Here is a 23171-nt window from a genome sequence, read left to right on the forward strand (position 1 = left end):
CGGAGTGGCGTTCGGCCGTCACTACCCGACCTGGTAGACAAGGACCCTGGGCTGGACCGCCGCGTGGGGCTCTTCACGGAGCCCCACCGTACGGGTCCGCCCGTGGAGTCCCAGCCTAGTCCAGGTCCCCAGGAGGGTCAGTGTCCACCAACCAGGAACGCCGAGCCGAGGCGCGCCAACGTCTGCGTGAGCAGATGGAGGCGCAGGCGCGCCGCGAGAAGCAGCTGAAGATCGCCGGTGCCTCGGTCGTGGTGGTGGTCCTCCTCGGCATCGTGGGCGTCGTGGTCTGGAACAAGGCGGAACAGTCCCGCGCCGAGCAGTACGCCGCCGACTGGGTGTCCTGCGAGTACCCGCAGGACACCAGTCCCATGGAGAAGGTCGACCCGGCGGAGTTCGAGGACCAGGGGCCCGAGATCGTCGCCGAGGCACGTCGTTTCAACGAGCAGGTCGACGAGATCGAGGAGTCCAAGCGCGAGATGGACCCCCCGACCGGGGACCAGCCCAGGAGAGGGACGGCCGAGATCGTGGTGACCACCGGTAGCGGCGAGATCCCCCTGACGCTCGATCGTGAGGGCGCCCCCTGCAACGTCGCAAGCTTCGTGCACCTCGCCGAGCAGGAGTACTTCGACGACACCGAGTGCCATCGACTGACGCAGGGCGGGGAGGGTTCGCAGCTCTCCGTCCTGCAGTGTGGTGACCCCACGGGGACCGGGCTCTCGGGCCCCGGGTACTCGATCGTGGACGAGCCGCCCACCGATCTCCCCGTGGCCGAGGACGGTTCGGGTATGTCGGTCTACCCGCGCGGCACGGTCGCCATGGCGAAGTCGCAGGCGCCGAACAGCGCCGGGAGTCAGTTCTTCCTCGTGTACGAGGACTCCATGCTGCCGCCCGAGTACTCCGTGATGGGCACGATCGGCGAGTCCGGTCTGGAGGTCCTCGACGAGATCGCCGAGGCCGGGACGAAGAGCGACGACCAGAGCGATCCGGACTACGAGGCACCGCGCCGACCGGTGGTCATCGAGAAGGTCACGGTCGGCGCCCAGGAGGGTCTGCCCGAGGCGTGAACCCGTAGCACCCGGCCGTGAGCACCGGCCCCGGCCTCCCGGCCGGGGCCGGTGTCGTTCCACCGGGTCCGCGACCGCCGGCCGCGGAGGGGTCGGTCAGCCGCGGAGGCGTCGGTCAGTTCGAGGTCATCCGGTAGACGTCGAAGACGCCTTCGACCTTGCGGACCGCACCGAGGACGTGACCCAGGTGTTTGGGGTCGGCCATCTCGAAGGTGAACCGGGAGATCGCCACCCTGTCGTCGCCCGCGGTCTGCACCGAGGCGGAGAGGATGTTGACCTTCTCGTCGGCCAGCACCTTGGTGATGTCGGAGAGCAGACGGTGACGGTCGAGGGCCTCCACCTGGATGGCCACGAGGAACACCGCGCCCGGCTGGGGCGCCCACTCGACCTTGACCAATCGCTCCGGCTCCCGGTGCAGGTCGGAGGCGTTGGTGCAGTCGGTGCGGTGCACGCTGACCGAGCCGCCGCGCGTGATGAAGCCCAGGACCTGGTCCCCCGGCACCGGGGTGCAGCAGCGGGCGAGCTTGGCGTGGACGTCCTCGACACCGCCCACGAGCACGCCGGCCCCGGAGGTCGTGGGGCGGGGCGGGGTCATGGTCTTGTCGCGGGAGCGGTCGGCCAGTTCCTCGGTGACCTCGTCCACGCCCCCGTGGGCGGCGATGAGACGACCGACCACGGTCTTGGCGGAGACGTGGTTCTCCCCGATCGCCGTGTAGAGCGCGGTGACGTCGGCGAATCCGAGTTCGCGGGACACGCCGGCGAGCGACTCGTTGGAGAAGATGCGGTGGACGGGGACCCCGCCCCGTCGGACCTCACGGGTGATGAGGTCCTTGCCCCGCTCCAGGGCCTCTTCTCGGCGCTCCTTGGCGAACCATTGCCGGATCGAGCTCTTGGCGCGGCCGGAGACCACGAACTTCTGCCAGTCCAGGCTGGGGCCGGCGTTGTGGTCCTTGGAGGTGAAGACCTCCACCACCTCGCCGTTCTCGAGCGGGCGCTCGAGGGCGACGAGTTTGCCGTTGACCCGTGCCCCGATGCAGCGGTGACCGACCTCGGTGTGGACCGCGTAGGCGAAGTCCACGGGCGTGGCGCCGACCGGCAGGTTGATGACGTCCCCCTTGGGGGTGAAGACGAAGATCTCCTTGCTGGTCATCTCGAAGCGCAGAGAATCCAGGAACTCGCCGGGATCGGCGGCCTCACGCTGCCAGCTGAGCAGTTGCCGCATCCACGCCATCTCGTCGACCTCGGCGGGGTCGCCGTTGTGCTTGCCGCGGGTCTCCTTGTAGCGCCAGTGCGCCGCGATGCCGTACTCCGCGTTGCGGTGCATCTCGTGGGTGCGGATCTGGATCTCGAGGGGTTTGCCGTCGGGTCCGATCACGGTGGTGTGCAACGACCGGTACACGCCGAAGCGGGGCTGGGCGATGTAGTCCTTGAACCTCCCCGGCATCGGCTTCCACGTCGAGTGGACGACCCCGATCGCGGCGTAGCAGTCGCGCACGTCCTCGCACAGGACACGGATGCCCACGAGGTCGTGGATCTCGTCGAACTCCCGACCGCGCACGATCATCTTCTGGTAGATCGACCAGTAGTGCTTGGGTCGGCCCTCGACCCGCGCCTGGATGTGCGCCTTCTCGAGGTCCGCCCTGACCCGGTTGGTCACCGTTTGCAGGTAGACGTCGCGGCTGGGGGCCCGGTCGGCGACGAGCCGCACGATCTCCTGGTACTTCTTCGGCTCGAGGATCGCGAAGGCGAGGTCCTCGAGTTCCCACTTGATGGTCGCCATCCCCAGCCGGTGCGCGAGCGGGGCGATCACCTCAAGGGTCTCCCGCGCTTTCTTGACCTGCTTCTCCGGCGGCAGGAACCGCATCGTCCGCATGTTGTGCAGGCGGTCGGCGACCTTGATCACCAGGACGCGAGGATCGTGTGCCATCGCGATGATCATCTTGCGGATGGTCTCCGCCTCGGCGGCCTCGCCGAACTCGACCTTGTCCAACTTGGTGACGCCGTCCACCAGATGGGCGACCTCACCGCCGAAGTCGGCTTCCAGCCGCGCGAGCGAGTAGTCGGTGTCCTCGACCGTGTCGTGCAGCAGCGCCGCCACGAGCGTCGTGGTGTCCATCCCCATCTCCGCGCAGATGGTCGCCACGGCGAGTGGATGGGTGATGTAGGGGTCGCCGGATTTGCGGTAGACGCCCTCGTGTTGCTTCTCGGCGAGCGTGTACGCGCGGGCCAGCAGACCGACGTCGGCCTTGGGGTGGTGTATCCGGTGGACGCGCACCAGCGGTTCGAGAACCGCCGGTGTGGAGGTGACGGTCAGTCCCGAGGTGAGGCGGCGCGCCCACCGCGCTCGCACCCGTCGACCGGCGGACGGGCGGTTGCCCGGGATCACGGGGAGCGGTTGGGTCGAGGGTTGGGGTGTCGGGGGCTGGGGTGTCGAGGGCTGGGGTTGAGCCGTCTGTCCGGGTTGCGCGCCCCCGTCCGGCTGCCCGGCGGGGTCCTGCCGTTGCGTCATCTCCGGCTCCTCCCTCCAGTTCCGGGCCGTCAGGAACGGCCGGCGGTCACGCGACCGTGAGGCAGGTCAGCGGTGTGGCGGCCAGTCTATCCCGCCCCCCGAGGCCAGGGACCTCGAGTACCACGGACAGCCCCGCGACGAACGCCCCACAGTCCTCCAGCAGACCGACCGCGGCGGTGAGGGTCCCCCCGGTGGCGAGGACGTCGTCGACGACGAGGACGCGCTTCCCCCCGAGATCGAGCCCGTCCGCGGGGAGTTCCAACGTGGCGGCGCCGTACTCGAGCTCGTAGGACCGCGAATGCACCGGTGGCGGGAGCTTGCCGGCCTTACGGATGGCCAGGACCCCGGTGTGTAGCCGCACGGCTGCCGCGCCGGCGAGCAGGAACCCCCGGGCGTCGAGCCCGGCGACGTAGTCCACACTGCCGATCTCGTGCCCGGCGATCAGCCCGGCGACGACGGCATCGAAGCCGTCGGCGTCCGCGAGGACCGGAGTGAGGTCGCAGAACTGGACGCCCGCGGAGGGGAAATCGTCGACGCGACGCATCAACCGCTCCACGGCCGAACTGATGGCAGGTGAGACGGGGCTGAGAGTTGGTTCGGTCATGCGGCGGCCTCGGCCTTCTCGCGTCGGGCCAGGACCTTGGCGGTCTGGCGTCTGATCTCCGGATCGCGGTTCTTGAGCGACACCAGCAGGGGTGTGGCGAGGAATACCGAGGAGAAGGTGCCGGTGATGATCCCCACCATCTGGACGAGTGCCAGATCCATGAGGGTGCCCACCCCGAGGATCCACACGGCGATCACGACCAGCGCCAGCAGGGGCAGCACGCCGATGATGGTGGTGTGGATCGAACGCATGAGGGTCTGGTTGACACCCAGGTTCGCCTCTTCGGCATAGGTGCGGCTCGTGGTGTGTCTGATGCCGCGGGTGTTCTCCTCGACCTTGTCGAACACGATCACCGTGTCGTACAGCGAGAAGCCGAGGATGGTCAGCAGACCGATCACGGTGGCCGGGGTGACCTCGAAGCCGACGAGAGAGTAGACACCGGCGGTGGTCAGTACGTCGAACAGCAGGGCGACGATGGCTGCGGTGGCCATCCGCCACTCGAAGCGGAACGCGATGTAGGCGAAGACGATGACGAGGAACACCCCGAGTGCGATCAGTGCGTTCTCGGTGACCTGTCCTCCCCAGCTCTCCGAGCGCGCGGAGTCGCCGATCGCCTCCACTGAGGCGTCACCGTCGGCCGTGACCGGCCGGAACTCCTCGAAGAGGGCGTTCTTGGCCGCACGGATCTCGTCGCTGGTGAGGAACCGCGTCTCCACCTCGACGATGCGCGCGTCCCCGGCTCCGACGATCTGCACCGTCTGCGGTTCCTCACCCACCGACTCCTCGACCACCGCGGCCACGCGGCTCTTGTCGTGGTCGGCTGCGGGCATGGTGAGCTTGGTGCCACCGGTGAAGTCGATACCGAAGCTGAAGCCACGGAATATGATGCTCGCCAGGCAGATCGCCACGATCACGGTGGTGAGGACGTAGAACCTCCGGCGGTTCGGGACGATGCCGAACGCCCCGGTCCCCGTGTAGAGCCGCGTGAACAGACTGTCTGACCGGCCGGCGGGGGCGGCGGCGCCGCTCCCGGGCTCGGTGGTCGTGGGAGTGCTCATCGGCCCTCCTCCTCATCGGTGGCGGGACGCTCGGTGCGCGGTTCGGTGATGGTGTCGCCGCCCGGGCCGCGGATGGTCGCGGTGACCCCGCGGCCCTGGCCCTGCTCGAGATCGCTCTCGGTCTTCCGGTCGATGCGGCGCTGTTCCGCCGCGGCTGCCTGGAGGTTCTCCATCCGTCCCATCCCGTTCGCCCAGGTCTTGGCGAAGGTGGGTTTGGTGGAGGCGAGGTAGACGAGCGGCCAGGTCACGGTGAACGCGACGAAGACGTCCATGATGGTCGTGAGGCCCAGGGTGAACGCGAATCCGCGCACCTCGCCGCTGGCCAGCAGGTAGAGCACCAGCGCTCCGATGAGGCTGACCATGTTGCCGGTGACGATGGTGCGGCTGGCACTCTTCCAGGCCCGCGGCACCGCGGATCTGAAACGGTGGCCGTCCCGCAGTTCGTCCTTGATGCGCTCGAAGAACACGACGTAGGAATCGGCGGTCATGCCGATACCGATGACGAGGCCCGCGATGCCCGCGAGGTCGAGGCTGTAGTCGACGGTGTATCCGAGGAACACCAACAGGATGTAGGTGAGCAGGAACGACAGGGCCAGCGAGAGGAACGCCAGCACACCGAGCAGGCGGTAGAAGAAGACCGAGTACGCCAGTACCAGCAGGAATCCGATGGCGCCCGCGAGCAGGCCCGCCTCGAGCGAGGCCAGACCGAGGGACGCCGGGACGTTGTCGACGTTGGGGTCCTCGAAGGAGATGGGCAGGGCACCGTAGCGCAGGTTCGCGGCGAGAGAGGCCGCCTCGTCCGTGCTGAAGTCACCGGTGATGGAGGTCGCCGAACCGACCGGCGTGACGCCCTGGACGACGGGCGCGCTGATGACCTCGCCGTCGAGGAGGATGGCGATCTGCCGCTGGAGGTTCTCCTGGGTCAAGCGGGACCAGGTGGCGCTGCCCTGCTCACCGGGTCCGGCGTTGAACCGGAAGGAGACCTCGTTCTTGGCGGCCTGCTGGTTGAACCCGGAACTGACGGAGTCCTTGACGATCTGTTGCCCGTCGAGCCGCTTCCCGTCCTCCGGTTCCCCGATGAGCAACGGGACCGGGCCGAGGACGTACTTGGCGCCCTCGCCGCAGGCGATGAGGGCCTGGGACGGGTCGTCGAAGCCGGCCAGGACATCGCGCTCCGGGCAGCGGAAGGTCGCGAGGGTCTCGGTGAGCTCCTGCGGGTCGCCCTGGCGGAGCTCGCGGGCCTCCTCGACCTCCCTGGCGACGGCGTCGCGGTCCCCCTTGGCGGCGGGCACGGGCTCGACGTCGCCCTCGGCGACGGGCTGGACCTGCAGCACGGGACGGATCGTCAGCTGTGAGGTGGTGCCGAGGTCACGGGCCTGGCTGGAGTCCTCACCGGGCACCGTGAGGACGATGTTGCTGCCCTCGATGACGACCGAGGTCCCGGCGACGCCGAGCCCGTCGACCCGGTCCCGGATGATGTCCTGGGCCAGTTGTAGGTCCGCCTCGTCGGGGTCTCCCTTGGGGATCAGCGTGACGCGGGTACCGCCCTGCAGATCGATGCCCAGCTTCGGCGTCAGGCCGCGCTCGGCGACGGCGAAGGCGCCGAGGAAGAAGATGAACAGCACCAGGAAGAACGCGGACAGCAGCGCCCACGGTCTGGGGCGGGCGTCGGCGCCTCGAGGACGAGCTGGTGACACAGGTGATCTCTCTCGGTCTTCGTCTGGGGCCTCCGGCCGGAGGGCCCCATTACACTACTCGCCGGTCGTGGCCTACAGGGAATCCGCGGCACCGGTGCCGGTGTCGGCTCCGGGGGGCGTACCGGCGTCGATCTTCTCGCGGATGACGCGACGGTCCCACTGGGTGTGGACACCCTCCGCGATCTCCAGTTCCACGGTCTCGTCTCCCACGGAGACGATGGTCGCGCGGAGGCCCGAGGTGGTGAGCACACGATCGCCCGCCGTCAGTGAGGCCTGCATCTCCCGCATGTCCTTCATCGCCCTGCGTTGTCTCGTGCTCTGCAGGACCATCAGCACGATCAGCACGACGATCATCAACGGCAGCAGCAGTTCCAGTCCCATTCGGGTCCTCCTGACATGGACCCGCCGGTTCCGGGTCGCTGGCGGGTCCGGGCTACGGACGGTCTCGTCCGAGGATGCCAGCCCGGGGCTCAGCCGCGCGCGCCGGGGCCCCGGTCGACCTCGACCGGCAGCATCGGGTCCCCGGCCGCGTTGTCGGAGCGGGTGAGCCCCAGGTGGTCCCACGCTGCGGCGGTGGCGATCCGCCCGCGCGGGGTGCGTGCGAGCAGACCGGCGCGGACGAGGAAGGGCTCGCAGACCTCCTCGAGGGTGGTGGACTCCTCCCCCACGGCCACCGCCAGAGTGCTCAGTCCGACGGGCCCGCCCTCGTGCTGGACGAGGAGCGCCCTCAGGACCGCGCGGTCGAGACGATCGAGCCCCAGCTCGTCCACCTCGTACACCTCGAGGGCGGCCCTGGCGACGGGCACGGTGATGCGACCGTCGGCCCGGACCTCGGCGAAGTCACGGACCCGCCGCAGGAGTCGGTTGGCGATACGGGGTGTGCCCCGCGACCGGCCGGCGATCTCCAGCGCGGCATCGGGCTCCACGGGGATGGCGAGGATGTCCGCGGCGCGGGTGACGATCCTGGCGAGGTCGGTGTCCGTGTAGAAGTCCATGTGCGCGGTGAACCCGAACCTGTCGCGCAGCGGACCGGTCAGCGCTCCGGATCGCGTGGTGGCACCGACCAGGGTGAACGGGGCGATCTCCAGCGGGATCGAGGTGGCACCGGGCCCCTTGCCCACCATGATGTCGATCCGGAAGTCCTCCATCGCGAGATAGAGCATCTCCTCGGCCGGGCGCGCGATGCGGTGGATCTCGTCGATGAACAGCACGTCGCCCTCGATGAGATTGGATAGCATCGCGGCGAGGTCGCCGGGTCGTTCGAGCGCGGGACCGGAGGTGATCCGCAGTGAGCCGCCGAGTTCCGCCGCGACGATCATCGCGAGACTCGTCTTGCCCAGCCCGGGCGGCCCGGAGAAGAGCAGGTGGTCGGGCACGACCCCGCGGCGGGTGGCGGCGGTGAGGACCAGGTCCAGTTGCTCCCGGACCGTCTCCTGACCGATGAACTCGCCCAGGCTGCGGGGTCGGAGGGCCCCCTCGACGTCGGTGTCGAACGGGGTCGCGGACGCGGACAGCTCGCCCTCGTGGCCCGCCCCGTCGTCGACGTCGGGGGAACGCCCGTCGCCGGGCGCGTCGAACGGTCCCGCCATCAGCGCCTACCAAGTGATTTGAGGGCCAGTCGCAGGGCCTGCGCCGGGTCGAGGTCCGGCTCGGCCGCGAGCACCGCGGTGGCGGTCTTCTCGGCCTCCGCGGAGGAGAAGCCCAGGCCCTCGAGTGCCTCTGCGACCTCGGTCGCGGCCGACCCGCCTGTCGCGCCGCCCTGGATCCCCACGGAGCCACCGTCGGACACGGGACCGACCTTGTCCTTGAGTTCCAGCACCATGCGTTCGGCCGTGCGCTTGCCCACGCCGGGGACGCGGGTCAACGCCCTGACGTCCCCGGTTCCGAGGGCCCGGACGAGAACCTCCGGCTCGAGGGTCGCGACGATCGCCAGGGCCAGTCGTGGTCCGACGCCGGAGACGGTCTGCACGGTGAGGAACAACTGACGCGCGTCCACCGAGTCGAATCCGTACAGGGTGAGCGAATCCTCGCGCACCACCAGCTCCGTGTGGAGCATCCCCTCCGCGCCGCGCCGGAGACCGGCGAGCGCCGCGGGGGTCGCGTGAACGAGCACCCCGACTCCCCCGGTCTCCACCACGCAGCGGTCCAGGCCGATCTCGGCCACGGTCCCCCGGATCGAGGCGATCACCAGCGCACTCCCTTCGTCCGCGCCATGCCCCGGGCCGCGGCCCGGGCGCGCTCCTGATCGGCGGCCGCGCTGCGACCACCGTGTGCGTTCGACGTGGCGGCGTCCCGTGCCGCCGCCACCTTCGACTCGAACCCGGCCCGGGACCGCGCGACATGGCCGTCCAGCGCGGCGACCCGGCCCTGCATGGGCGCCCGCCAGCTGTGGCACACGGCGAGCGCGAGGGCGTCGGCCGCGTCCGCCGGGCTGGGGGGCTTCTGCAGGCCGAGGATCCGGGTGATCATCAGGGTCATCTGCTTCTTGTCCGCGCGCCCGCTGCCGGTGATGGCCGCCTTGACCTCGGAGGGCGTGTGGAAGGCCACCGGGATGTCGCGGTAGGCGGCGGCCAGTGCCACGACGCCGGCGGCCTGGGCAGTGCCCATGGCGGTGGAGACCTGGTTCTGGGCGAAGACCCGCTCGATGGCGACCACGTCCGGGCGGTGGATCTCCATCCACTCGTCCGCAACGGCGTGGACCGCCCGCAGGCGCCTCTCGAGTGGTTCCTGGGCGGTCGTCCGCACCACGTCCACGTCCAACGCCGTGACGGCCCGACCCGGCTCGGTCTCGATCAGCGCGAGCCCGCACCGGGTCAGTCCCGGGTCCACACCCATCACGCGCATAGCGACCTTTCGCCGACCAGTGGTAGAACCTACGTTCGAGACCCTACCAGTGGGCCGCCCGTCAGGCGTTGAGCGCCGCCAGCACGTCGTCCGGCACGTCGAGGTTCGAGTAGACGTTCTGGACGTCGTCGGAGTCCTCGAGCGCGTCGATGAGCTTGAAGACCTTCGCGGCGCCGTCGGCGTCGACGGTCACCTCGACCGAGGCGCGGAACCCGGACTCGGCCGAGTCGTAGTCGATGCCGGCCTCCTGGAGCGCGGTGCGCACCCGGACGAGGTCGGTGGGTTCGCAGACCACCTCGAACTGCTCGCCGAGGTCGTTGACCTCCTCGGCCCCGGCCTCGAGTACGGCCATGAGGACGTCGTCCTCCTCGAGCTCACCCTTTTCCAGCACGATCTCGCCCTTGCGGGTGAACAAATAGGCCACCGAACCGGGGTCGGCGAGGTTGCCGCCGTTGCGGGTCATCGCCGTGCGCACCTCGCCCGCGGCGCGGTTGCGGTTGTCGGTCAGACACTCGATGAGCAGGGCCACGCCGTTCGGGCCGTACCCCTCGTACATGATGGTCTCCCACTCGGCGCCGCCCGCCTCCTCGCCGGCGCCACGTCTGCGCGCCCGCTCGACGTTGTCGCCCGGGACAGAGTTCTTCTTGGCCTTCTGGATGGCGTCGTAGAGCGTGGGGTTGCCGGCTGGGTCACCGCCGCCCGTACGGGCCGCCACCTCGATGTTCTTGACGAGCTTGGCGAAGAGTTTGCCGCGCTTGGCGTCGATCGCGGCCTTCTTGTGCTTGGTGGTGGCCCACTTGGAATGGCCTGACATGGGATGTTCCGCCCTCCGGGGGTGTCAGTCCGGGCCGACCTCGGTTGGCCGCCCGGTGCGATGTGTCGCTGACTGGCCAGTCTACGAGGTCGACTGCCGCACCATGTCGACGAAGTACCGGTGAACGCGCACATCGTCGGTCACCTCGGGGTGGAAGGAGGTCGCCAGGGCGTTGCCCTGCCGCACCGCGACCACGTGATCGTGGCCGTCGGAGGCGCGGACGCGGGCGAGTACCTCCACGTCGGGGCCGACCGTCTCGACCCAGGGTGCGCGGATGAACACGGTCCGGACCGGGTCGGCGCCGAGGGCGTCGACGACGAGGTCGGCCTCGAACGAGTCGACCTGCCGTCCGAAGGCGTTCCGTCGCACGGTCATGTCGATCGCGGAGAACCAGGTGGCGTCGGCCCGGGTGTCAAGCACGACCGACGCCAGCAGGATCATGCCCGCGCAGGAGCCGTAGACCGGCATGCCGCCGGAGATCCTCTCGGCCACCGGTTCGTACATGTCGTAGACGTCCAACAGCCGACTCATCGCGGTGGACTCCCCGCCGGGCAGGATGAGTCCGTCCACGCCGTCGAGCTCGGAGCGCCGGCGGACGGCCACGGCCCGCGCGCCGACGGACTCGAGGTGGCGGACGTGTTCGGCGACATCGCCCTGGAGGGCGAGGACACCGACGGTCGGGGCGTCCGTGCTCACTTCTTGGACGGGTCGTCGGTGGTGCTCACCGGGAACGACTGGGCTCCCGGTCGCAGACGGCGGGACAGTCCCTCCTGGGTGACGGCGGCGACGAGCCTGCCGGAGCGGTCGAAGATCCGCCCCTGGGTGAGGGCGCGCCCCCCGAACGCCGACGGCGAGGTCTGGTCGTACAGCAACCAGTCATCGGCCCGGAAGGGGCGCATGAACCACATGGCGTGGTCGAGCGAGGCGTCCTGGGTGGGCTCGTCGGGGTGCGGGACCTTGGCCGAACCGAGCAGGGTCATGTCCGACATGTACGCGAGCGTGCACACGTGGAAATTGGGGTCGTCCGGCAGCGTGTCGACGCTGCGGAACCACACCCGCTGCTGCGAGGCCAGCACCGAACTCGTCTCCAGGCGGTCCCGGGGGACGATCCGGATGTCCCACTGGGCCCATTCCTCGACGAAGACGCGGTGGGCCTCGTCGAGGTCGTCGATCGTCGGGACGTCGATCTCCTCGGGCCCCACGACCCGGGGCATCGAGTCCTGGTGCTCGATGCCCACCTGGTCGACGAGGTGGAAGGAGGCCGACATTGAGAATATCGGCTCCCCCTCCTGGATGGCGGTGACACGGCGGGTGGCGAAGCTGCGGCCGTCCCGGAGGCGGTCGACCTGGAAGACGGTCGGCACGTCGGGGATGCCCGGCCGGATGAAGTACCCGTGCAGGGAGTGGACGTGCTTGTCGGAGTCCACGGTCCGGACCGCGGCGACGAGGGTCTGACCGGCGACCTGGCCGCCGAAGGTCCGCTGCAGGTGCGTGCGGATGGCCGGACCCCGGTAGAGGTCGCGGTCTATCCGCTCGATCTCGAGGATGTCCTCGATCTTCGCCACCGGCGGGTCACCAGCCCCGCTCGGCGAGCCGGTGGGGCTCGGGGATGTCGTCGACGTTGATGCCGACCATGGCCTCGCCGAGGCCGCGGGAGATGGTCGCGAGCATCTCCGGATCGTCGTGGAAGGTCGTCGCCTTGACGATCGCCTTGGCCCGCTCGGAGGGGTTGCCGGACTTGAAGATGCCGGAACCGACGAACACGCCCTCGGCACCGAGCTGCATCATCATCGCGGCGTCGGCCGGGGTGGCGATGCCGCCTGCGGTGAACAGCACCACGGGGAGCTTGCCCGTCTCGGCGACCTCCTTGACCAGCTCGTACGGCGCCTGCAGCTCCTTGGCGGCCACGTACAGCTCGTCGGACGGCAGGCTCTGGAGCTTGCGGATCTGCTGCCGGATCTGGCGCATGTGGGTGGTGGCGTTGGAGACGTCACCGGTACCGGCCTCGCCCTTGGAGCGGATCATCGCCGCGCCCTCGGTGATCCGGCGCAGGGCCTCGCCGAGGTTGGTGGCGCCACAGACGAACGGCACGGTGAAGCCGAACTTGTCGATGTGGTTGGCGTAGTCGGCCGGGGTGAGGACCTCGGACTCGTCGACGTAGTCCACGCCGAGGGCCTGGAGGATCTGCGCCTCGACGAAGTGCCCGATGCGGGCCTTGGCCATCACGGGGATGGAGACGGCCTCGATGATGCCGTCGATGAGGTCGGGGTCGCTCATGCGGGCGACGCCGCCCTGGGCCCGGATGTCGGCGGGGACGCGCTCGAGGGCCATCACGGCCACGGCGCCGGCGTCCTCGGCGATCTTCGCCTGCTCGGCGGTGACGACGTCCATGATGACGCCGCCCTTGAGCATCTCCGCCATACCTCGCTTGACGCGTGCGGTTCCGGTGGTGTTCTCGCTGGACTGCGGGTCGCTCACGAAATAGGCCTTTCCTGGCTCAGACGACGTGTGACAGGGGTCCAGTGTAGGTCTCCCTCACCCCGGCGCCCCAACCGCCGCCCCACCGGGGTTGGTCAGGCCTGCGGTGGCGGTGCGTCGACGAGTTCGACGTACCCGGGCATCGGGGCCCGGCCGGCCAGTCGCAGGAGGCGGACCGGGGCCTGTTCCCGCAGACTGCGGGTGTCGCGGACGGCGTCGTTGTAGAAGCGCCGGGCCATGGACACGCGATCCGAGGCGTCCTCCAGTTCGGCGGCGAGATCGTCGGGCAGGGCGTCCGTGTCGACCCCGGACAGGACGACGCCGAGGGTGTTCTCCGCGACCTCGGCGTCGGGCTCGGGGGCGTCGTCAGGCGCGCTGCCGTCGTCGCGACGGCGTCGGTGGTCGGGGTGCGGCGCGGGGTCCGGCCCGGCGATCGCCCCCGGGGGGTGGGCGCGGGCGTGCGCGAGCGCCCGCACCAGGCGGTCCGCGCCCGCCGGGTCCCGCGCCGAGAGGTCGCTGGCGACGGCGGCGGCGACCGTGTGGCGTCGTTCGAGGGCCCCGGTCAGGGCGGCGCGGGCCAGGTCGGTGCGGATGTGGAGCCGGTCCAGGCGGTGGGCGGTGAGGTACGCGGTGAACAACGCCGCGAGCGCGGCGACGAGGACGACGACGACGAGGACGATCAGCTCAGCGGACACGCAGCGTCTCCCCCGGGCCGCGGATGGTCTCGTACACACGCACGACCCGGTCGGCGACGACGGGCCAGTCGTACTCCCGGACCGCCTGGAGACCGCGGGTGCGGAGGTCGGCGCGGCGCCCGGGGTCGGTGAGGACCCTCGTGAGGGCTGCGGCGAGGGCACCGGCGTCGCCGACCGTGGCGAGTTCCCCGCACTCGCCGTCCCGGAGGACACGGCGGAATGCGTCGAGGTCGGCGGCCACGACGGCGGTCCCGGCGGCCATGGCCTCCACGAGGACGATGCCGAAGCTCTCCCCGCCGGTGTTGGGTGCGCAGTAGACATCCGCCGCGGCCAGCACCGCGGCCTTGCGGGTGTCGTCGACCCGGCCGAGGAACTCCACGTCCAACCCGGCCGGGAGGGCGGCGCGCAGTGTCCGCTCGTCGCCGTCGCCCATGACCCGCAGCCGCAGGCCCGGGACGTCCCGCAGGACGGCGGGGAGCGCTGCGGCGAGCACGCCCATCCCCTTGCGGGGTTCGTCGTAGCGGCCGAGGAACGCCACGGTCGGTGCGTCGGTCGGTTCGGCTGAGGTGTCGACGTCGGTGAACGCGGACACGTCGACGCCGTTGGGGATCTCGACGGCGTCGGAGCCCAGGGCCTCCATCTGCCAGCGGCGCGCCAGGGTCGACACCGCGATCCGTCCCCGGATCTTCTCCAGCAGCGGGGCCAGGACCCCGTCGGCGGCGCCGAGGATCATCGACCCCGTGGTGGAGGTGTGGAACGTGGCCGTGATGGGCCCGGAGGACATCGCCAGGGCGAACATGCCGACGCCCGGGGCGTTGGGCTCGTGGATGTGCAGGACGTCCAGCGGTTGCTCGCGGAGCCACTGTCGGGTGGCCCGCCAGGTGGAGGGGCCGAAGCTGAGCCGGGCCACGGACCCGTTGTAGGGGATCGGGACGCCCGGCCCCGTCAGGGTCATCCCGGAAACCGGCGCGCTGCCGGGACTGCCCGGGGCCAGGACACGGACAGTGTGTCCGCGGCGTCGCAACTCCTCGGTCAGGTCCACGACGTGGGCCTGCACCCCGCCCGGGGCGTCGAACGAGTAGGGGCAGATCATGCCGATGCGCACGGCGGGGTCAGCGCTCGATCCGCGCACGCCGCTCGGCCGGCAGGTCGTCCAGCCACAGTGGCTGGAGCATGTGCCAGTCCGCGGGGTGCCGGGCGATCCCCTCGGCGAACAGGTCGGCCATCGCCTGGACCGCCGGTTCGATACCACCTGAGACGTCGATGGGCGGGGTGATGCGGACCCGCATCGTCTCCTCGTCGGCGTACCAGAACTGGGCGACCAGCAGCGGCGCGCCGGTCTCCACCGCGAGCCGGGCCGCACCCGCGGGCATGCGCGTCTGCTCGCCGAAGAACGTCACGGGCACCCCGGTCCGGCGCAGGTCCCGCTCCCCCGGTAGGCAGACGATCCCGCCCCCTGCGAGGTACTCGCGCAGGGCGTCCAGCGGCGGGGTGGGTCCGCCCGTGTGCGGGTAGATGGTGAAGCCCAGGCCCTCGCGGAAGTCCAGGAAGCGCTGGTACAGCGATTCCGGCTCGAGTCTCTCGGCGACGGTGGCGAACCCGCCGTAGCGTCGCGCCAGCCAGGTGCCGCCCAGATCCCAGTTGGCCGAGTGCGGCAGCGCGACGACCACCCCGCGCCCCTGCTCGAGCGCCGCGTCGAGGTGCTCGACCCCGGCGATCGTCCGGTCCATCTCGCGGGCCACCGCCTCGCGGTCCATCGAGGGGAGACGGAAGGCCTCCCGCCAGTAACGGGCGTAGGACCGGAAGGAATCCCGGATCAGCTGGTCGGGGACCTCTGCCGGGGCGACCCCCAGGACACGGGCCAGGTTCCGGCGCAGCTGAGAGTCCGGGCCCTGTCTGCGGGCGGCGAGATCGGCTCCCGCCCGGAAGAGCGCGCGGGCGGCCGGCTCGGGAAGCGCGCGCACGACGGCCCACCCGGCGGCGTAGCCGAGATCGGAAAGGTGATCGCCGAGCGCGCTCATCGGTCTCCCACCGCGGGGGCGTCGCTACGCGCCACGCGTTCGAGGTAGTCGGTGCGTCCGCCCCACACCCGCTGGATCACCGTGACGAAACTGCCCGCCGCGACGGCGGTCAGCCCGATCTCGAGTGCCCGCGGCACCCCCAGCCCCTCGAGGCCGGCGCCGAGCAGGATGAGGACCAGGCGATCGGCGCGCTCCATGAGCCCGCCCGGTGTGCGGAGTCCGCCCGCGTCGGCGCGGGCCTTGGAGTAGGACACCACCTGGGACAGGATCAGGCAGGACAGGAGCATGACCAGCGCGTACCGGTTGTCGGGGTCGGTGTGGACCAGCCACCACACCAGCGACGCCAGGATCACGCCGTCCGCGACCCGGTCGGAGACCGCGTCGACCAGGGCTCCGTACGGTGACCCGCCCCCGCCCGCGCGGGCGACCGCCCCGTCCACCAGATCGAACAGGGTGCACAGTGCGATGACGATCGCGCCGGCCACCAGGTGTCCGGGTCCGAACAGGGTGATCGCCGCGGCGCAGGTCAGCAGGAGTCCGGCGAGGGTGATCCCGTTGGCGGTGACGCCGCTACGGACGAGGAACGCCGCCAGGGGGTGGGCCACCCTGGCGACCCCCGACCTTCCGTACTCGCTGAGCATTCGACTCCCTGCCTACTTCGAGGTGCGGTCTGGTCGGGGCACATCGCCCGGTGACATCGTGGTGGACCACGCCTCCGAGAGCAGCTGCCGCGTCTGACGGAGGAGCTGCGGCAGCACCTTGGTTCCGCCGGTCACGGTAATGAAGTTCGCGTCACCGATCCAGCGTGGCACGACGTGTTGGTGTAGATGCTCGGACAGGGACCCGCCGGCCGCGCCACCCAGATTGAGTCCCACGTTGAACGAGTCCGGGTTCGAGACCGCCTTGATGACCCGGATCAGGTGCTGCGTGTACGACATGAGTTCGCGGGACTCGTCGTCGTCGAGGTCCTCCAGGTCCGCCACCTTGCGGTACGGCACCACCATCGAGTGACCCGGGTTGTAGGGGAACAGGTTGAGCACGACGTAGACGTGCTCGCCCCGGGCGACCACCAGCCCGTCCTCGTCGCTCATCCTCGGGATGTCGAGGAACGGCTCCCCCGTCATCCCCTCGGCCGGCTCGGGACGCGACTCGGCGATGTACGACATCCGGTAGGGCGCCCACAGCAACTGGAGGTGGTCCTCCCCCACCCCGAACTGGCGGTAGACGCCCGTCGAGGACGGATCTCCGGCCGTCACGCGCGCTCCGCGGTCGGCACGTCGTTGCGTCGGGAGTTGACCCAGTACGAGATCTTGTCCATCGCGGCGTTCCGCGAGACCCCGTTGAGCTGCGTCCCGTCCGGGAACCGGAAGCTCACCGCGCCCGCCTCGACGTCGCGGTCACCGGCCAGGAGCATGAACGGGACCTTGCCGGTGGTGTGGTTGCGGATCTTCTTCTGCATCCGCTCATCGGAGACGTCGAGCTCGGCGCGGATACCGCGCCCCCGGAGCTCGTCGATCACGTCCTCGAGATGCTTCTCGTGCGCCTCCGCCACGGGGATGCCCACCACCTGCACGGGCGCCAGCCACGCCGGGAACAGACCGGCGTAGTGCTCGAGCAGGACGGCGAAGAACCGCTCGATCGAGCCGAAGAGCGCGCGGTGGATCATCACCGGCCGCTTCTTGGTGCCGTCCGCGGCGTTGTAGGTCAGGTCGAACAGCTCGGGCAGGTTGAAATCCAGCTGGACCGTCGACATCTGCCACGTCCGCCCGATCGCGTCACGCGCCTGGACCGAGATCTTGGGGCCGTAGAAGGCGGCCCCGCCCGGGTCCGGGACCAGCTCGAGGCCGGAGTTCGTGGCCACCCGACGCAGCGTGTCGGTCGCGCGTTCCCAGATCTCGTCGCCGCCGACGTACTTCTCCGGGTCCTTGGTCGACAGCTCGAGGTAGAAGTCCTCGAGGCCGTAGTCGCGCAGGAGCGAGATGATGAAGGACAGGACGGAGGCGATCTCGCCCTCCATCTGCTCCTCGGTGCAGTAGATGTGCGCGTCGTCCTGGGTGAAGCCGCGGGCGCGGGTGAGACCGTGGATCACCCCGGACTTCTCGTACCGGTACACCGTTCCGAACTCGAACATCCGCAGCGGCAGCTCGCGGTACGAGCGTCCGCGGGAGTCGAAGACCAGATTGTGCATGGGGCAGTTCATCGGCTTGACGTAGTAGTCCTGCCCCGGCTTGGTCTCCTTGCCGTCCGCGTCGTACTCCGCGTCCAGGACCATGGGGGGGAACATCCCCTCCGAGTACCAGCTCAGGTGCTGGGACTTGCGGAACAGGTCGCCCTTGGTCACGTGCGGGGTGTTGACGAGCGAGTACCCGGCGGACAGGTGGCGCCTGAGGGAGTGCTGCTCCATCTCGTTGCGGATGATCCCGCCGCGGGGGTGGAACACCGGGAACCCGGACCCGATCTCGTCGGGGAAGCTGAACAGGTCCAGCTCGGTCCCGAGCCGACGGTGATCCCGCTTCTCCGCCTCGGCCAGACGGTCGAGGTAGGCGTCCATGGCCTCGGTGCTCTCCCAGGCAGTGCCGTAGATCCGCTGGAGACCGGCGTTGTTCTGATCGCCCCGCCAGTAGGCAGCGGACGAGCGCGTGAGTGTGAACGCGGGGATGAACTTGGTGGTGGGCGTGTGCGGGCCGCGGCACAGATCCGACCAGATGACCTCGCCGGTGCGGGGGTTGAGGTTGTCGTAGGCGGTCAGCGCACCCGCGCCGACCTCCATGATCTCGGAGTCCTCGAGCGCCACCGCGCCGTCGGCGTCGCCGGCGTCCGCCCGGCCCTTGTCCTCGACCAGTTCGAGCTTGTACGGCTCGCCCGCCAGCTCGGTGCGCGCCTCGTCGAGCGAGGCGTACTCCCGCCGCGAGAAGCGCTGGCCGGCCTTGATGATCTTCTTCATCCGCTTCTCGAGGTCCTTGAGGTCCTCGGGCGTGAAGGGCTCGGTCACGTCGAAGTCGTAGTAGAAGCCGTTCTCGATCGGCGGACCGATCCCCAGCTTGGCCTCGGGGAACTTGTCCTGTACCGCCTGGGCGAGCACGTGTGCGCACGAATGCCGGATCACCGACCGCCCGTCCTCCGAATCGGCGCGGACCAGCTCGACCTCGGTGTCCTCGGCGGGCGCCCAGGACAGATCCCGCAGGGTCCCCTCCGGATCCCGCACCACGACGATCGTCTCCGGGCCGCTGCGCGACTGCAGCTCCCGCTCGGCGAGGATCTTGCCCGCGGGCTCACCGGCCGGGACGACGGTCGTCACAGGGGCCGCACCCGTCGCGTCGGCATCGGTTTCCGGTATGCGGTTCTCGGACACGGGGGGAGATCTCCTCGGGCAGTGGACGTCGGGTGCCAGTGGGCCACCCGGGCTGACACCGGTCCACGACAGGGACCGGGCCGGTCCATGCTACCCGGGGCCCTGACGGAATCCCGGACCGCGGCGCGACGTTGCACCCGGCATGCGCATCGACATCTGGTCCGACGTCGTCTGTCCGTTCTGCTGGATCGGCAAGCGGCACCTCGAGGCGGCACTGGAGACGTTCCGTGCGCGACACCCCGAGATCGAGGTCGAGGTGGTGTGGCGGGCCTACGAACTCGACCCCTCCGCTCCCCGCGTCGTCGGCGACGAGCCGACCGAGACGAGCGCACAGATGCTCTCGCGCAAGTACGGGATGTCGCTCGCCGACGCGGAGGCCGGGCAGGAGCAGATGGCCGCCCGGTTCACCGAACTCGGTCTGGACTTCGACTGGCGGTCCGCGCGCATCTGTTCGACCTTCGACGCCCACCGCCTGGCCGCCCTGGCCGCCGAGCACGGACGGGCGGACGCGGTGGACGAGGCCCTGCGACGCGCCCACTTCAGCGAGGGACGGGCGATCTCGGACCCGGTGGTGCTGCGTGAGATCGGGGTCAGGGCCGGGTTACCGGCAGAGGAGGTCGACCGGGTGCTCCGGGGGGACGCGTTCGCCGACCTGGTGCACCGCGATGTCGAGACGGCCCGCGGTCTCGGGGTCCGGGGGGTGCCGTTCTTCGTGTTCGACGACCGACTCGCCGTCAGCGGGGCCCAGCCGGTCGAGGTGTTCGACGACGCACTGGAGCAGGCGGTGGCTGCGGAGGTCTGAGTCCCCGCCGAGTCCGTACACGCCACCGAGCCCGTACACACCACCGAGCCCGTACACACCACCGAGCGCCCGACCCGCTGTCCGCGGATCGGGCGCCCGGTCGCGCTGTACGCCGCTATGTCATGTCACATCGCCAGCGCCGCCGCGCCGAAACCGGCGAGGGCCACCAGGCCCGAGCCAGAGGTTGTGTTGCAGATGCGTGACGGCAAAGGTCCTCAGCTGTTTCATACCCTTGACAAACGTTGAGATCTCGATCACTCGGTCAATTCAGGCGCACGATCGTTTGACACATGTAGAGGCAGGCGCGGTGTATGCGCCGCCGCGTCGTGGCGCTGCCAGCACGGTCCCGAACGGCTGAAATGCGGACGACCCCCGGTCTCCGTGATGGAGTCCGGGGGTCGTCGTGGGCTCTCGCCCGCTTCAAGGGTGGTCCTAACTGGGTTCGAACCAGTGACCTCTCCGGTGTGAACGGAGCGCTCTTCCGCTGAGCTATAGGACCTCGCGTTCCGGGCGGTCTCGCCTCGGCACCGGAACACTGTATCAAGACCCGGGCCGGGCCCCAATTCGGCCCCCCGAGGGGTGGGCGGATCGCTGACGGGGTATCCGGGACGCGGTCCGGCGGGCGGTGTGGGTGCCGGAGGGCGGGCCCTGAGGGGGCGGGCGCTTCGCGGGCCGTGAGGGTCTCGATGCGTGATGGCCCGCGCCCGGGTCGCGAGCTGTGCCGTGGGCCCTCGACCATCCGCCTCGACCATCCGCGCCTCCACCATCCGCACCGGCTGCGGCGGCCCGTGGGGCGTACGGGGCGCCCGGGGTCGAGCGTGGCTCGGCGGGGCCGCCCGGTCGAGCGCCGTGCCGTGGCCGGGTCCGCACAGCTCAGGACTTGTTTCCGCCCCCCGATTTGTGTTCCCCGAAGACCGTCGGCTAATGTTCATTCTCGCAACGCGGTGAGCAACAGCGAGCCGGGGAGCGATGCGGATGTGGCGCAGCTGGTAGCGCATCACCTTGCCAAGGTGAGGGTCGCGGGTTCGAATCCCGTCATCCGCTCGGAGGGATCGAGGAGCCAGGACGTCCTCACCAGGCTCGATACCTTTGCGGTGGAGTGGCCGAGTGGTGAGGCAGCGGCCTGCAAAGCCGTCAACACGGGTTCGATTCCCGTCTCCACCTCCACGTCCGGATACGTCCGGACGGGAAGCCCGCGCGATTAGCTCAGCGGGAGAGCGCTTCCCTGACACGGAAGAGGTCACTGGTTCAATCCCAGTATCGCGCACCACACAACGCCCCGGCTCCGGCCGGGGCGTTCGTCGTTTCGCGGACTGTCGCTCGTTCGGTACCGGAACGCACTCCCGACGTGACGTCGGTCACTGATCATGATGGTATGTCCGCGATGCCCCACCTCCACCATTCGACGACGATCGACCAAGCCGACATCGCGACCATGCGCGGCCGCGTCGTCGACTTCCGGCACACCACCGGTGTCCTCGCTGATCTGCAGCGCACGGGAACCGATGAATTCGAGGTCACGCTCATCCTCGGTGGCGGCGACGACGCGGAGAAACTCGTCGTCAGAGGGGCACGGACGGGCGAGAGCCTGCACCTGCACGCCTGAACGGCGCCTTATAGGCTCGTGGGGTGACCGCCCGACTCAGTGACGCCTCGGTGGCCGATATCGACGCCGTCTCGGCCTTGGCGGCCCGGACGTTCCCGCTGGCGTGCCCTCCCGAACTGGGGCCGGTCGAGATCAGGGCCTTCATCGCCGAGCACCTCGGCCCGGAGGCGTTCAGAGCTCACCTCGTCACGCCGGGCCACGAGGTCCTGGTGGCCCGGGGCGACGACGGTGAGATGGTCGGGTACATCCTGCTGATCGCCGGGACCGAGATGGACCCGGGCTGCGCTGGACAGGTGATTCACCGACCCACGACCGGGGTCAGCAAGTTCTATGTGGATCCCGACCACCACGGCGGAGGGATCGCGTCGGACATGCTCGACGAGGTGTGCCGACGGTGCAGAGCGGCGGGCACGCGGAGCATCTGGCTGGCCACCAACGTAGCCAACGCCCGAGCCCGCAGGTTCTACGTCAAGCGTGGTTTCGAACCACGCGGGAACCGGACCTTCGACGTCGGAGGGGTCGCCAACACCGACGTCGTGTACGAACGGGCGCTCTGAGAGGGGCCTGCCGGTCAGCCGCCGACGGTCTCGAACCGGGACAGCGCCAGGAGTCGGGAAGTGGCACGAAGGTACTTCTTGCGGTAGCCGCCGGCGATCATCTCGTCGGTGAAGATCGCGTCCAGTTTGTCGCCGGAGTTGCGCACGGGAATCCCCGCGTCATAGAGCCGGTCGGCGAGGACGACGAGACGGAGGGCGATCGACTGATCCGGCAGCGGCTTGACCCCGCTGAGGCAGACCCGCGTGACGCCGTCGACGAGGCGGTTGTACTTGGACGGGTGAAGGGTCGACAGGTGCTCGCACAGGGCGTCGAAGTCGTCGAGCGTGGCACCCTCCACCGCCTCGGCCTCGGCCTCGAGTCCGCTGTCGTCCATCGGGTCCGGGGCGGGGGGCAGGTTACGGTGCCGGTAGTCCGGGCCGTCGACCCGGATCGACTCGAAGATCCCCGACATCTTGCGGATCTCCCGCATGAAGTCCTTGGCCGCGAACCGTCCCTCCCCCAGCTGCTCCGGCAGCGTGTTGGAAGTGGCCGCGACGCTGACACCGGCGGTGGTGAGCTCCGCGAGCAGTCTAGACACCAGCATGGTGTCGCCCGGATCGTCGAGCTCGAACTCGTCGATGCACAGGACGGAGTGCCCGGAGAGCTCCTCGACGGCCCGGTTGAAGCCGAGAGCACCCACGACGTGGGTCAGCTCGACGAACGTCCCGAACGCCTTGGGCTCGGGGCAATTGTGGTAAGTCGACGTCAGCAGGTGGGTCTTGCCCACCCCGAAGCCGCCGTCGAGATAGATACCGGTCCCCTGCACCGCCTTCGGTCGCCGGCCGAACAGCCCCTTCTTGGGAGTGCGACGGGCCACCACGGACTCGGCGAACTCGCGACACGCCTTGACCGCGGCGGCCTGCGAGGGCTCGGCCGGGTCCGGGATGTAGGAGTCGAAACTGACATCGTCGAACATCGACGGGGGAACCATCTGTGCCACGAGCTGATCGGCAGGGACCACCGGGGTGACGTCAACGAGGCGAGAGACCATGGGCAGAGCCTATCGTGGGGACACCCGGCGTCAGAACGG

Annotated in this window: 23 protein-coding genes and 4 tRNA genes; 7 read left to right on the forward strand and 20 right to left on the reverse strand. The window is 69.8% G+C overall.

Annotated elements, in window-relative coordinates; all coding sequences use genetic code 11:
• The first annotated feature begins 140 nt into the window (after nt 1-140).
• Complete coding sequence (locus tag VZF99_RS07925; RefSeq protein WP_120283356.1) at nt 141-1064, forward strand: peptidylprolyl isomerase; 924 nt, start codon at nt 141-143, stop codon at nt 1062-1064.
• 115 nt (nt 1065-1179) lie between these two features.
• Here VZF99_RS07925 and VZF99_RS07930 read toward each other — a convergent pair whose 3' ends face one another.
• The 18 genes from VZF99_RS07930 to thrS all read right to left on the reverse strand — a co-directional run bounded on the left by VZF99_RS07930 (nt 1180) and on the right by thrS (nt 19136).
• Nucleotides 1180-3573: a bifunctional (p)ppGpp synthetase/guanosine-3',5'-bis(diphosphate) 3'-pyrophosphohydrolase gene (locus VZF99_RS07930; RefSeq protein ID WP_120283358.1), complete on the reverse strand. Its 2394-nt coding sequence runs from the start codon at nt 3571-3573 to the stop codon at nt 1180-1182.
• Between the two features lie 46 nt (nt 3574-3619).
• Nucleotides 3620-4177 (reverse strand): adenine phosphoribosyltransferase, encoded by a 558-nt coding sequence (locus VZF99_RS07935; RefSeq protein WP_407336050.1) that lies wholly within the window; start codon nt 4175-4177, stop codon nt 3620-3622.
• Nucleotides 4174-5235 (reverse strand): protein translocase subunit SecF, encoded by a 1062-nt coding sequence (gene secF / locus VZF99_RS07940; protein WP_253003643.1) that lies wholly within the window; start codon nt 5233-5235, stop codon nt 4174-4176. The genes VZF99_RS07935 and secF overlap by 4 nt, the downstream gene beginning before the upstream one ends.
• Entirely contained in the window at nt 5232-6932 is a 1701-nt protein-coding gene (gene secD / locus VZF99_RS07945) for a protein translocase subunit SecD (protein WP_407336051.1), read from the reverse strand. Before secD ends, secF begins: the two co-directional genes overlap by 4 nt.
• Nucleotides 6933-7004: 72 nt before the next feature.
• Nucleotides 7005-7313 carry a preprotein translocase subunit YajC gene (gene yajC / locus VZF99_RS07950; RefSeq protein ID WP_120283366.1) on the reverse strand — a complete coding sequence of 103 codons (309 nt, stop codon included), beginning with the start codon at nt 7311-7313 and terminating at the stop codon, nt 7005-7007.
• Between the two features lie 89 nt (nt 7314-7402).
• Nucleotides 7403-8521, reverse strand: a complete 1119-nt coding sequence (gene ruvB, locus VZF99_RS07955) for a Holliday junction branch migration DNA helicase RuvB (protein WP_120283368.1) — start codon at nt 8519-8521, stop codon at nt 7403-7405.
• Nucleotides 8521-9120 carry a Holliday junction branch migration protein RuvA gene (gene ruvA, locus VZF99_RS07960; RefSeq protein WP_119193231.1) on the reverse strand — a complete coding sequence of 200 codons (600 nt, stop codon included), beginning with the start codon at nt 9118-9120 and terminating at the stop codon, nt 8521-8523. The genes ruvB and ruvA overlap by 1 nt, the downstream gene beginning before the upstream one ends.
• Entirely contained in the window at nt 9117-9776 is a 660-nt protein-coding gene (locus tag VZF99_RS07965) for a crossover junction endodeoxyribonuclease RuvC (protein ID WP_067717868.1), read from the reverse strand. Before VZF99_RS07965 ends, ruvA begins: the two co-directional genes overlap by 4 nt.
• A 61-nt stretch (nt 9777-9837) precedes the next feature.
• Nucleotides 9838-10590 (reverse strand): YebC/PmpR family DNA-binding transcriptional regulator, encoded by a 753-nt coding sequence (locus VZF99_RS07970; protein WP_407336052.1) that lies wholly within the window; start codon nt 10588-10590, stop codon nt 9838-9840.
• An 81-nt stretch (nt 10591-10671) separates the two neighbouring features.
• Nucleotides 10672-11286, reverse strand: a complete 615-nt coding sequence (gene pdxT, locus VZF99_RS07975) for a pyridoxal 5'-phosphate synthase glutaminase subunit PdxT (protein WP_096905399.1) — start codon at nt 11284-11286, stop codon at nt 10672-10674.
• Nucleotides 11283-12155 (reverse strand): acyl-CoA thioesterase, encoded by an 873-nt coding sequence (locus VZF99_RS07980; protein WP_407336053.1) that lies wholly within the window; start codon nt 12153-12155, stop codon nt 11283-11285. Before VZF99_RS07980 ends, pdxT begins: the two co-directional genes overlap by 4 nt.
• A 7-nt stretch (nt 12156-12162) precedes the next feature.
• Nucleotides 12163-13068: a pyridoxal 5'-phosphate synthase lyase subunit PdxS gene (gene pdxS, locus VZF99_RS07985; RefSeq protein WP_120283374.1), complete on the reverse strand. Its 906-nt coding sequence runs from the start codon at nt 13066-13068 to the stop codon at nt 12163-12165.
• Between the two features lie 95 nt (nt 13069-13163).
• The gene (locus VZF99_RS07990) at nt 13164-13763 is read right to left on the reverse strand and encodes an NUDIX hydrolase (protein WP_185950470.1); all 600 of its coding nucleotides are present in this window, start codon (nt 13761-13763) and stop codon (nt 13164-13166) included.
• A complete protein-coding gene (locus tag VZF99_RS07995; RefSeq protein ID WP_120284303.1) occupies nt 13753-14868 on the reverse strand; it encodes a glycosyltransferase family 4 protein in 1116 nt (371 codons plus the stop codon). The genes VZF99_RS07990 and VZF99_RS07995 overlap by 11 nt, the downstream gene beginning before the upstream one ends.
• A 7-nt stretch (nt 14869-14875) precedes the next feature.
• The gene (locus tag VZF99_RS08000) at nt 14876-15784 is read right to left on the reverse strand and encodes a phosphatidylinositol mannoside acyltransferase (protein WP_185950469.1); all 909 of its coding nucleotides are present in this window, start codon (nt 15782-15784) and stop codon (nt 14876-14878) included.
• Complete coding sequence (pgsA, locus tag VZF99_RS08005; protein WP_407336054.1) at nt 15781-16425, reverse strand: phosphatidylinositol phosphate synthase; 645 nt, start codon at nt 16423-16425, stop codon at nt 15781-15783. Before pgsA ends, VZF99_RS08000 begins: the two co-directional genes overlap by 4 nt.
• A 12-nt stretch (nt 16426-16437) precedes the next feature.
• The gene (locus VZF99_RS08010) at nt 16438-16950 is read right to left on the reverse strand and encodes an HIT domain-containing protein (protein ID WP_241504636.1); all 513 of its coding nucleotides are present in this window, start codon (nt 16948-16950) and stop codon (nt 16438-16440) included.
• An 86-nt stretch (nt 16951-17036) separates the two neighbouring features.
• Complete coding sequence (gene thrS, locus VZF99_RS08015; RefSeq protein WP_407336055.1) at nt 17037-19136, reverse strand: threonine--tRNA ligase; 2100 nt, start codon at nt 19134-19136, stop codon at nt 17037-17039.
• A 142-nt stretch (nt 19137-19278) separates the two neighbouring features.
• Between thrS and VZF99_RS08020 the strand changes: the two genes are divergently transcribed.
• On the forward strand, nt 19279-19938 hold the full coding sequence (locus VZF99_RS08020; RefSeq protein ID WP_407336056.1) for a DsbA family protein: 660 nt from the start codon (nt 19279-19281) through the stop codon (nt 19936-19938).
• A 427-nt stretch (nt 19939-20365) separates the two neighbouring features.
• On the opposite strand, the gene VZF99_RS08025 is transcribed toward VZF99_RS08020, so the two are convergent.
• Nucleotides 20366-20437 (reverse strand) — tRNA-Val (locus tag VZF99_RS08025).
• Nucleotides 20438-20909: 472 nt separating this feature from the next.
• On the opposite strand from VZF99_RS08025, the gene VZF99_RS08030 reads away from it, so the two are divergent.
• From VZF99_RS08030 to VZF99_RS08050, 5 genes are all read left to right on the forward strand, one after another.
• Nucleotides 20910-20982: transfer RNA gene (locus VZF99_RS08030), tRNA-Gly, on the forward strand.
• A 49-nt stretch (nt 20983-21031) separates the two neighbouring features.
• A tRNA-Cys gene (locus tag VZF99_RS08035) sits at nt 21032-21105 on the forward strand.
• 28 nt (nt 21106-21133) lie between these two features.
• A tRNA-Val gene (locus VZF99_RS08040) sits at nt 21134-21208 on the forward strand.
• A gap of 105 nt (nt 21209-21313) precedes the next feature.
• The gene (locus VZF99_RS08045; RefSeq protein ID WP_120283388.1) at nt 21314-21544 is read left to right on the forward strand and encodes a hypothetical protein; all 231 of its coding nucleotides are present in this window, start codon (nt 21314-21316) and stop codon (nt 21542-21544) included.
• Between the two features lie 23 nt (nt 21545-21567).
• Nucleotides 21568-22101 carry a GNAT family N-acetyltransferase gene (locus VZF99_RS08050; RefSeq protein WP_407336057.1) on the forward strand — a complete coding sequence of 178 codons (534 nt, stop codon included), beginning with the start codon at nt 21568-21570 and terminating at the stop codon, nt 22099-22101.
• 14 nt (nt 22102-22115) lie between these two features.
• On the opposite strand, the gene zapE is transcribed toward VZF99_RS08050, so the two are convergent.
• A complete protein-coding gene (gene zapE, locus VZF99_RS08055) occupies nt 22116-23132 on the reverse strand; it encodes a cell division protein ZapE (RefSeq protein ID WP_407336058.1) in 1017 nt (338 codons plus the stop codon).
• Nucleotides 23133-23171: the final 39 nt, after the last annotated feature.

The sequence above is a fragment of the Dietzia kunjamensis genome (genome assembly GCF_045689975.1).
GTDB lineage: Bacteria > Actinomycetota > Actinomycetes > Mycobacteriales > Mycobacteriaceae > Dietzia > Dietzia kunjamensis.